The 7,098-nt window shown below is 67.8% G+C and carries 5 protein-coding genes; all 5 read right to left on the bottom strand.

Going from position 1 to position 7,098, the window contains the following annotated elements:
* On the bottom strand, positions 1 to 2,380 hold a 2,380-nt coding region (locus ACTHLF_RS05465), incomplete at its 3' end, for a M1 family metallopeptidase (protein WP_440325541.1).
* A 96-nt stretch (positions 2,381 to 2,476) separates the two neighbouring features.
* On the bottom strand, positions 2,477 to 3,718 hold the full coding sequence (locus tag ACTHLF_RS05460; protein ID WP_440325539.1) for a tetratricopeptide repeat protein: 1,242 nt from the start codon (positions 3,716 to 3,718) through the stop codon (positions 2,477 to 2,479).
* A 115-nt stretch (positions 3,719 to 3,833) separates the two neighbouring features.
* Positions 3,834 to 5,768: a response regulator gene (locus ACTHLF_RS05455; protein ID WP_440325537.1), complete on the bottom strand. Its 1,935-nt coding sequence runs from the start codon at positions 5,766 to 5,768 to the stop codon at positions 3,834 to 3,836.
* The gene (locus ACTHLF_RS05450) at positions 5,755 to 6,603 is read right to left on the bottom strand and encodes a sensor histidine kinase (RefSeq protein ID WP_440325535.1); all 849 of its coding nucleotides are present in this window, start codon (positions 6,601 to 6,603) and stop codon (positions 5,755 to 5,757) included. The genes ACTHLF_RS05455 and ACTHLF_RS05450 overlap by 14 nt, the downstream gene beginning before the upstream one ends.
* Positions 6,600 to 7,098: SpoIIE family protein phosphatase (locus tag ACTHLF_RS05445; protein WP_440325533.1), on the bottom strand; the 499-nt coding region annotated here is incomplete at its 5' end. The genes ACTHLF_RS05450 and ACTHLF_RS05445, both read right to left, overlap by 4 nt.

The following is a 7,098-nucleotide window of genomic DNA, read 5'->3' as shown; positions in this document are numbered from 1 at the left end:
GCGCGTCGGCGACGTCTACCGCTAGTTCGGGCTGCCGGCGCCAGACACCGCGGATCCGCGGGGCGGTGTTGGTCGCACCCGTCTCATCGGTCAGCGCGCGAGCGCGCCCACGCTTCGCCAGCGCCTCATCGCGGGCCGCGGCGAGCAAGGCGTACAGGCGATCCTTCACCAGCGGGGTCTTCTCCGCCTTTGCCTCGGCATGCAGCTTGTCCCACGTTGCGGCATCGGCATTCACCGCGACCACGCCGAGGATCACCTTGCGCAGCTCGGCCGGCATGGTGTTCTTCGCGTAGCGGTCGCGTGCCTCGCCCACTACCTTCGCATCGCCCAGGGCACCCAGCGTGCCGATCAGGTGCGAACGCAGGATCGCCACCGGGGCTTCCTCGCCCTGCTTCGCTTCCCAGCCGACCTGGTCCAGCTTCGGCGAGAGACGGCCGATGGCGAACTTGCGGAACGCGGCCTGGCGCGCGGCGTCGCCCTGGTAGTACGCATCGAGGCCCGAGAGGTCGCTGGCGACCTGGTCCCACAGCTGCGGCGTGGCATCGACCGGCGTTGCCTTGATCAGGTCGAGCAGGTCGGAGATCGGCTGCAGGCCGACCATGCCCTGCGCCCAGGTATCGCCCATCACGCCGAGCTGGTCGATCGGCTCGAGCTTCGTGAACGCGCCCTGCAGCTGCTTCACCTGCGCCGGTGCGTACAGCGTGCGGTAGTAGCCGGTCTGGCCAGCGTTGACGATGACCGGGCCGCAGCCGGCGACGGTCAGCGTGCCCTTGCCATCCAGCAGGGTCGATGCGGCAGCGCCGCCCACGGTCTTCGCGATGACCGGCACGTGCCAGGCCAGCGCCTTCTTGTCCGGGCGATCGCGGGTGAACTCGCCCTGCGAGAGGGTCAGGGTGGTCGAGCCATTGGCGCACGACACGCTGTCGACCTTCACCAGCGGGATGCCCGGCTGCAGGGTGAAATCGTGCGCGATCTGCGTCACCGGCTTGCCCGCGGCGGTTTCGATCTGCTTCCAGAGGTCGTCCGACACCGTGTTGCCGTACGCGTGGGCCTTGATATACGCCTGCACGCCCTTGCGCCACGCATCCGGGCCCACGTAGGCCTCGAGCATGCGGATGACGGATTCACCCTTTGCATAGGTGATCGCATCGAACGCCTGGCTCGCCTGCTCCACGGTTTCCACGTGCTGCACGACCGGGTGCGTCGTCGCCACGGCATCGCGGCCCATGGCGCCTTCGCGGATATCCACGGCATCGAGGTTGGTGTGCCATTCCGGGTGCAGGCGTTCGGTGGTGCGCGAGGCCAGCCACGAGGCGAAGCCTTCGTTCAGCCACAGGTCGTCCCACCAGCGCATGGTGACGAGATCGCCGAACCATTGGTGCGCCATTTCATGGGCGGCAGTGTTGAACACTTCCTGCTTGTCGGCCTGCGTGGAGATGCTCGGGTCGAGCAGCAGCGCATATTCGAAGGTGTAGATCGCGCCCCAGTTTTCCATGGCCGCGAAGAACTGGCTCTGGCCCGGGCTGGCGATGTTGTCGAGCTTCGGCAGCGGGTACGGCACGCCGAAGTAATCGTTGTATTCCTTCAGCACGGCCTTGCCGGAGTCCAGCGTGAACTGCGCCTGCGAGGTCAGGCCCTTCTGGGTGATGACGCCGATTTCGACGCCTTCGCTCTTCGTGGTGATGCGGTCAAACTCACCGGCACCGAAGAACACGAGGTAGGTGGACATCTTCGGCGACTGGCCGAAGCTCCACTTGGTCATGCCGTTGCCGAGATCCTTCTTCGATGCGGCGGGCATGTTGCTCACCGCCATGTCGTTCGACGGCACGGTAGCGTCGAGCGTGAAGGTCGCCTTGTAGTTCGGCTCGTCCCACGACGGGATGAAGCGGCGTGCGTCGGAGTTTTCGAACTGCGTGTACAGCGCGCGCTTCTTGCCCGCGGCCTTGGTGTCGTAATCGATCGCGAACAGGCCGTTGGCCTGGGTGCCGATCTTGCCGGTGTAGTCCATCGACAGGCGGTACGCGCCCGCGGGCAGCGGCTTGTCGAAGGTGAAGGTGGCGGTCTGGTGTTCCGCGTCGACGGACACCTTCGGCGTACCGAACGTGGCCTTGCCCTTCGCGGCAGCGAGCTTCACGTTGGCGAAGGTCATGTCGATCGCGTTCAGCGTGATCGTCGGCGTGGGCTCGAGCACCTCCACGTCGATGGCGACCTTGCCGTCGAAGGTGAGCTTGTCGGCGTGCGGGACGACCGAGACATCGTAGTGCGACGGGCGCACGCTGCGCGGCAGCTGCGTCGGTGCCTGCTGCATATCGGCGGCAGCGGCAAGGGTGGACAGGCCGGCGAGCGCTACGGCGATCGCGCTGACGAGTGTTTTACGCATGGGGAACCCCTGGTGGTGGACCGTGGCATGGTCCATCCGCCGGGGCCAGTTTAGCCAGCGCCGGAAGTCACGCTCGCAGGAACCTGCGGTGGCCTGCTACCAGAACCGCCACCAGCGCCGGCGCTCCAGTTTCTTCATCGCCTTGAGGTGCCCGCGAGACGCCGCCTTGCGGTACCAGGCGCGGGCGACGGCGGCGTTGCGGGCGACGCCATCGCCTTCGTCGTGCAGGCGGCCGAGTTCGAACTGCGCCTCGGGCAGGCCCTGCCCGGCCGCCAGCCGGAGCAGGCGCAGCACCTCGTCGACGTTGCGCGGGATGCCGCGGCCACCGTCGATCATCCGGGCCAGGGCGTATTGGGCCTGCGCGTGGCCTTTCTCAGCCGCGAGGGCCAGCCAGCGCACGGCATCGGGATCGTTGCGGGGCACGCCGTCGCCCGTGGCGAGGCGCATGCCCAGCTGGTACTGGCCGGCCATATCCTGCGGGCCGCTGGTCGCCTGCCGTGCGGAGACGAGCGCGGGCTGGTCGCTTTCCGCCTCCAGTTCAGCGAGCCGCTGCTTCGCCTCGCTATCGCCCTGCTCCGCAGCCCGGCCGAACCAGTAGCGGGCCTGCTCGCGATCGACGGCGAGGCCGCTGGCTTCCAGGTACATCTTGCCGAGGGTGAACTGGGCGATGCTGTTGCCCAGTTCGGCGGCGCGCCGGTAGTGGTGCGCGCCCATGGCGGCATCCTGGCCCACGCCGATGCCATCGACGTACATGTGCGCGATGCTGCAAAGCGCATCCGCGAAGCCGCGGCTGCCGGGATCGCCGCGCTCGATCGCCTTGGTGTAGAAGGCGAAAGCCAGCTCGGCGTCGCGCGGTACGCCACGGCCGAAGTAGTGCGAGACGCCCAGGTTCACGCAGGCCTGGGCGTGGCCCTGGTCCGCGGCCATGCCCCACCAGTGCAGCGCCTGTTGCCGGTCCACGGCGAGCCCATGCCCGCGCGCATACGCGGTGCCCAGGGCGCATTGGGCCTCGGCATGGCCGGCGTCCGCGGCCTGGCGCAGCCATAGGGCGGCCTCGGCGTGGTCACGCAGGACGCCATGGCCTTCAGCGTATTGCTGGGCGAGGCGGAACTGCCCGTCCGCGTGGCCCTGCTTGGCGGCGCGGCGCAGCCAGTGCGCGGAGCGCGTCCGGTCCTGGGTGACGTGTTCGCCATCGAAATACATGACGCCGACGCGGAACTGCGCCTGTGCATCGCCAAGCTGGGCATCTTTTTCCAGCCGGCCGAATTTCTGCAGCGCATCCATCTCCGCGACAAACCGATGGTCGCCGAGCGCGCCGCCCCAAGTACCTTCCGACATCCCGCTCCCCTGCAAACGCCTGTCGTCGTTGTGGGGGCATCATAAGTGGTTGCGGGATTTAGGGATATCGGCAATTTCGGATAGGTGGGAACCCACCCTCCGGCACCCGCCCCGGTCAGTCGAGCGCGCCGCGCACCCGTTCAAGCAAGGTATCCACTTCGAACGGCTTCAGCAGCAGCTGCATGCCCGGCTCGAGGAAGCGCGCCGGATCCAGCGCGTTCTCGGCGTAGCCGGTCATGAAAAGCACCGGTAGCGTCGGCCGCCATGCGCGGGCGGTCCGGGCGAGTTCGCGGCCGTCCAGGTCGGGCATGCCGACATCGGTGAGCAGCAGGTCGAGCGAGGCGTCACCGCGAAGATGGCGCAAGGCCTCGTCGATATCGCCCGTGGCAGTACATTTGTAACCCGCCGACTCGAGCGCCGCGCAGGCGAGCGTACGCAGTGAATCGGTGTCCTCGACGATCAGGATGTGCTCGCCGTGGCCACCTTCGACCCGGTTCGTGCGCGGCTGCACCGGCTCGATCTCGCCCTCGTCGACCGGCAGCCAGAGCGCGACCTCCGTGCCCTCGCCTACCGTGCTGGCGATGCTCACGCGGCCGCCCGACTGCCGGGCGAAGCCGTAGATCATGGACAGGCCCAGGCCCGTGCCCTGGCCGATGGGCTTGGTCGTGAAGAACGGCTCGAAGACCTTTTCCAGCAGCGCCGGCTCGATGCCCGTGCCGGTATCGGTCACGCTCAACACCACGTAGGCACCTGGCTGCAACTCGCTGTCGGCGCCGACATTCTCCAGCCGGGACGACAGCGTGATGCTGCCACCCGCCGGCATGGCATCGCGTGCGTTGATCACGAGGTTGAGCAGCGCGTTGTCGAGCTGGTTCCCGTCGACGCTCGCCACCATCCGGCCATAGGCGAGGTTGGCGTGCAGGGTCACCGCCTCGCCAAGGGTCCGGCGCAGCATGTCTTCCATGGCCCGCACGCGCTCGTTCACGTCGGTCGCCTTCGCGTCGAGCGGCTGCTGGCGCGCGAACGCGAGCAGGCGGTGGGTCAACGCCGCCGCCCGGCGTGCCGAGCCCAGCGCTGCGTCGGCGAAGCGCTGCACGCCCTGCGGCTTGCCGGCTTCCACCTGGCGGTTGATCAGGTCGATGCCGGTGATGATGCTGGTGAGCAGGTTGTTGAAGTCGTGCGCGATGCCGCCGGTCAGCTTGCCCAGCGCGTCCATCTTCTGCGCCTGGACCAGCTGTGATTCGGTGCGTTCGCGCACCGCGATCTCGGCGGCGAGCTGCGTGGTGGCCGTATCGATCTGCTCGCGCTGTTCGCGTTCGCGACTGCGCTGCTCGGTCACGTCCTCGACGAAGACCATGCCGGCGCCGTCGCGATAAGGCGTCACGCGCCACTCGGTTTCGCGCACCGCGCCGCCGGAACGCATGCACAGCACGCCGCGCCAGCGCTGCATGCCGCCGAGCGCCACGCGCATTTCGGCGAGCGTTCCGTCCTGGCCGGGTTCGAACCAGGCCTCGAGCGACTGGCCCTCCGCCCCGCCTTCCAGCAGCCGGACGAAGGCATCGTTGGTTTCCTGCACGCGGAGTTCGCCGTCGACCACGGCCATGGGCGCGGCGATCGTCGTGAAGATCTCGCGCACCCGTGCCTCGGATTCGCGCAGGGCGCGCTCGGTATCGCGCACGCGCAGGAGCGTGCGGATCGTGGCGAGCAACACGCCCGGATCCACCGGGTGGGGCAGGTAAGCGTCCGCTCCGTTGTCCAGGCCGGCGATGAGGTCGGTAGTGTCGATCGACGCGGCCGATACATGCACCACCGGAAGCAGCTGGGTATCCGGCGATGCGCGAAGGTCGCGCACGATGTCGAAGCCGCTCATGTCGGGCAGGTTGACGTCGAGCACGACCGCATCGATCGCGTGCGCGGCCAGCAGTTGCAGGCCTTCCGTGCCGGTACCGGCCTCCATCACCGTATAACCGGCGCGTTCCAGCGTGCGACGCAACGCGTAGCGCGTCGGCGCGTTGTCATCCACCACCAGCAACGTGTCATGCATGGTCATCGGCGTCCTCCGCGGTAATCGCCAGCGGCAAGCTGACGAAGAACTCCGAACCCTTGCCGACGATGCTGCTCAGGCCCACTTCGCCGCCAAGCAGTTCGGCGAACTGTTTGCACAGCGAAAGACCGAGGCCGGTACCGCGCACGCGCTTCTGCAAAGGAGAATCGACCTGGGTGAAGTCCTCGAACAACACGTGCTGGAGTTCTTCAGGGATACCGATGCCGGTATCGCGCACCGTGAAGCGCACGCGGTCGCTGCCTTCCAGCCTGGCGGACACGCGCACTTCGCCGCGCGGCGTGAACTTCAGCGCGTTGGAAATGAAATTACGCAGGATCTGCGACACCTTCTTGTCGTCCGTGTACAGCTTCGGGAGCCCTTCCGGATCCTCGAAGACCAGGTCCGCGTCGGTGCCGTCCACGATGGGCCGGAACATGCCGCGCAACGCGGAGAACAGATCCATCAGCTCGAACCACGCCGGCGAGATGGTGATGCGCCCCGCTTCGATCTTGGCCAGGTCGAGCAGGTCGTCGACCATGTCGCTCAGTTCGCGCGCGGCACCGCTCACGAAAGCCACCTGCTTGCGCTGTTCGTCGGTGAGCGGGCCATCCATCTCGTCGGCGAGCAGCCGCGCAATGCTGAGGATGGAACCGAGCGGTGTGCGGAACTCATGGCTCATGTAGCTCAGGAACCGGCTCTTCAGTTCCGAGGCCTCGCGGAGTTGCGCAGCCTGATTGTCCAGTTCGGCGTAAAGCGCCAGCACGCCCTGGTTGGTCTCGTCCAGTTCGGCGCGCAGGCCTTCGTTCTCGGCCTGCAGGCGTGCGATCTCGGCGTCGTTCATGCACGCACCCCAAGGCGTATGGCAAAGACCGTCACATCATCGCGACCACGCGTGAAATCACGGTACAGGAGCGCCGCGACGACGGCCGGGTGGCGGTTCACCAGGCCGGGGTAGTCGCGCAGGCTCCAGCGGGATTGCAGGCCATCGGAGTGCAGGATCAGCAGCCTCCCGGCCGATTGCGGGAAATCGAACGGCTGCGCACGGCGTGCCTGCACGCCGACGATGCCGGGGTGCGAGGCCAGCCCGCGCGAGCCTTCGGCGGACTGCAGCGAGCCGGCGATATTGCCGATGCCCGCGAAACGCACGTTGCCGGTCGCACCCTCGAAGCGGGCCACCGCTACGGCCCCGCCACGCGTACCCGCCATGCCGGCATGGATGCTCGCCATCAACTCGACGGGCCCTGCGCAGGCTTCCGGCTCCCACGCCCGCAGGCAGGCCTCCGCGGCGTCGTTGGCGGCGGGGCCGTGGCCAAGGCCATCGACCATGACGACGCAC

The sequence above is a fragment of the Luteibacter sp. genome (assembly GCF_051958795.1).
In the GTDB taxonomy this organism is placed as follows: Bacteria; Pseudomonadota; Gammaproteobacteria; order Xanthomonadales; family Rhodanobacteraceae; genus Luteibacter.
The sequence above is the reverse complement of the archived record's forward strand: the minus strand, read 5'-3'. Positions and strand labels throughout refer to the sequence as shown.

Bases quoted from the DNA above. Each gene is read 5' to 3' on its own strand.
- ACTHLF_RS05460 (WP_440325539.1), bottom strand. From the start codon at position 3,718: ATGTCGGAAGGTACTTGGGGCGGCGCGCTCGGCGACCATCGGTTTGTC.
- ACTHLF_RS05455 (WP_440325537.1), bottom strand. From the start codon at position 5,768: ATGACCATGCATGACACGTTGCTGGTGGTGGATGACAACGCGCCGACG.
- ACTHLF_RS05450 (WP_440325535.1), bottom strand. From the start codon at position 6,603: ATGAACGACGCCGAGATCGCACGCCTGCAGGCCGAGAACGAAGGCCTG.